Annotated in this window: 1 protein-coding gene and 2 pseudogenes; all 3 read right to left on the reverse strand. The window is 61.1% G+C overall.

Annotated elements, in window-relative coordinates; genetic code table 11:
* A pseudogene (locus tag VMD50_RS08565) lies at positions 1-463 on the reverse strand (sugar transferase); the annotation flags it as partial.
* Between the two features lie 506 nt (positions 464-969).
* Positions 970-1,788, reverse strand: a complete 819-nt coding sequence (locus tag VMD50_RS08570; protein WP_325426773.1) for a WecB/TagA/CpsF family glycosyltransferase — start codon at positions 1,786-1,788, stop codon at positions 970-972.
* Positions 1,789-2,183: 395 nt separating this feature from the next.
* Positions 2,184-3,411, reverse strand: a pseudogene (locus VMD50_RS08575) (GMC oxidoreductase); the annotation flags it as partial.

Consider the following 3,411-nt stretch of genomic DNA (forward strand, 5'->3'; position numbering starts at 1 on the left):
TGGTGCCCAGCGGAAGCGCAATTGCTAAATAGCCTCGAGCCACGTCGATTTTGGCAAGCAGGGTAGCCATCGCGATGATTCCGAACGTCCAGAATGACGCGCTGGTGAGGCGCCGATACTCATCGACTCCCGCTCCAATGAGGCGGGGTGATCTGGTGTGAAACACTGCGATAGATGACAGCCAAAGGGCCGCGAAGAGAACCGAGAACAGCGTCATCAACTGGCCCGGATAACCCGAAGTGATTGGGGACTCACCGAACCGGACGTACTGCGCGAGCATTACCGACGCGCAGACGATCACCGAATCAGTGATGCGCAGACGGTTCGAATACTGGCGCTGCCAACGCCGAGCGGTCTTTTCCGGGGGCGGCAGCACCGAGTGCGCGGTGACAAGCGCATGGCCGTTTCGGCTGGGCGTGGTGACAGGCGCATGGCCGTTTCGGCTGCGAAGCGTCGTGGTCATGCCGGCTCGCTTATGCGGTCGTTGGTTTCGACGGTCGGGATCCCCGAGAAACAGCCCACTGCTCTCGTCGGCGGGACGATCCAGGCACGACGACCGCACAAACCGAACATCCTCACAGAACAAAGTATACATACTCTTCGGATGGTATGGAAGCAAAACCCAAGCCTAGAGTATTCGCCTTCTCGCAGGTTGGCGCCGTGGAAGGTCTACGACAGGCGAGATCTTCGGGTTCAAAAAGCTGGGTCCGAAGACGGTCTCGGATCGACTCGACAACTTGCCACAGCAGCACGCGGATGCAAACGCCGATCCCCCGCAAACCTTCGGCGAGTCGAAACGCCCGAAACCCCCACGGTCGGGAGGAGGACCGCCGGTACCCGCAACCTCCGTCCGGTTCTCATGCCGTCGATTTGCACGCTCGGGACTTCCCTCGGCGACGCGCAGCCCGAAAACCATCATGGCTCTGACCGAAACGACCGCCCGACGCAACTGCCGGCCTTCGTAGTTTCTTACCCGTATCGCCGTGGCGAAGTCGGAAGCAAACTGTGATCAAACCCGCGAGGTTGTTGGACCGCAGATCCTACTTCTCCTTCAAAAGGGTTTCGATACACACCTAGCAACTGACGGGTGAAGAGGTACAGGAAGGGCGGTTGATGAACCAAGTACCGGCGCCATCTTTGCCTGGGTTGGCGCAACAACCTGTACAGCCACTCGCCGCCCGCATTTGTAACCCATGCGGGCGGCCTCTTGAGAGTCTGTGCTTCGTAGTCAATCGTTCCGCCCAGTGGCAGAAACAGCTTGACGCCCGGCAATCGACCGCGATATTGAAATATGAATTTCTCCTGACGCCCGCCGCCGAGACCGACGACGAGCACTGTCGCGCCCGATGCGTTGATGTCGTCGATTAGCTTCTCGATCTCCCCCGGACGATCCTCGTAGTCCCGAGATGGAGAACTCGTCCCGACGATCATCTCGCGCCCGACCTTGCGGTTGATGTTGCGGCGGGCGATCTCCGCGACTCCGCGCGCTCCGCCGCAGATGAAGACTGTGATCGATGGATCGTTTTTGTACCTGGTGTAGAAGAGCGGAAAATAATCGGAGCCCGATACGCGCTGAGACAAAGGCGTGCGCAGCAGGCGGGCCGCAACGGTCAGGATCTGACTATCGCAGGTCACCACATCGAACTTCGGCAGCAACCCATAGAACTCTCGGTCCTTCTGCAGCTTCATGATGTGGTCCACGTGCAACGTCAGCATCACGCCTTCGCGGAACGTCTCGACCAGATAGTCCATCGTGACGTCGTCGACGTCGACGTTCAGAAGTCTCACCTTCCGACGCATACCGTCAGCTCTCTCCTGTGAAATCGCTCGCGCGCTGCGCGTGGTACCGCGGGAAGGGCGCGACGGCCGCTCGAACAGCTGGCCTGGTTTGCGCGATGTTGTGGCCGGCTGGAGGCACCGAACACGATCCAGCAACGGATATGTACCTCGACAACACATCCAAGATGTAACCCGATGAATCGCATACAGATTCGAGCTGAATATCCGGGTGAACGCTGACCATCGACTGATGCGACAGCCCCATCTTCCCGAGCCCGATGATCCCGGCCCTAATCATTGTTCACCCCCGACTCGACTCGACCGGGCACGGTAGTTGTGTGAGGTTGCCACCGATCGGGGCGACGAAACGCGTGCGCAGCTCGCTCACGAGGCACTCCTTCCATCCGAGCCTCTTTAAGGCGCTCCGCAAGCCGGACACCCAGTGCAATCCCGAGGAGCGTCGGGTTGGCCTGACTCGATGTCGGAAGGACAGACGTGCTCGCGATGTACAACCCACGCACCCCGTGGACCTGAAGCTGGGCATCCACGACGCCGCCATCCGGAGTGTCCGACATCCGGGTGGTCCCGGCCTGATGGAAGCCGGCCCTCTCCCCCAAGTACGCATGTACCGAATTCTCGACATCGTCGGTCAGCCACTCCACGTGGCCGGCGTCGTGGCGGCGAAGGTGCTCGTCAATCAGGACCATGGCCTGGCGTACACCCTCGTAATCGGCTTCCGAGAAGTGCATATGAGTGCGAAGCCTCGGCATCCCAAGGGCATCCAACTCATCGGTCAGCTCGACGCGGCTCTCCCAGTGCGGAAGATGCTCGCCGTGGTAGTGGAGTGGGTACCGGTTATCCGCGCTCTTCACGAAAAAACCGGGCGCCTTCCGGCCCTTGCGGAAGAACCGCGCATAGGAGAACCTGACCGCGAACCAAATCGACGGGAACAGGTCCCGCACGATATTGCGCAGATGCGCGAGGATCCGGGGCGAGCCGTCTGTCTTGGTGTGCGCCTCGCGGATCGCCTCCGCGAGCATGAACCGGCCGACGGGGGAGATCAGAGTGAGGTAGACGCCCGACAGAATCCCACTTCCATGAGCCGGGTCGCTGATCGGCGCATTCACCAGCCAGACGGCAGCGTTCGGCATCCGTAATTCGCGCTGTAGATCCGGATCGAAGGTAAAGCGTCGGCGCACGTACACCCCGTCGTTGTCCCGCTCGTATCCGTAGATCGCCTCGTCCGAGGCGAATTGAACGGCCGCGACGCGGGCCTCGACGTGGGACATGTACCAGCGTCCGAGGTGCCCGCCGGCATTCCCCAGCCCCGACGGATGATGGCGGTTCGACACAAGCAGCAGACGGGTCGCCTCCAAACCACCGGTCGCGATGACGTAGTCAGTCGCGACGACTCTCCCCTGCCGGCCATCGAGTGTCTTGATAACGAGGTGGTCGACCGAGTCGCCGGCTTCGGTCGTCACAATTTCTGTACAAGTCAGTCCGGTCCAAACAGTGAGACACGGGGACTCGCGTAACGCCGCCGAATACTCGCGCCCGAAGCGCGTAGGCAAGGCCCAGCGTTCGAGATCGGTCGTGCGCACCCCGTCATCGGGGAGCCCAGGGACCATGTCC

Source organism: Mycobacterium sp. (assembly GCF_035506235.1).
Lineage (GTDB): Bacteria > Actinomycetota > Actinomycetes > Mycobacteriales > Mycobacteriaceae > Mycobacterium.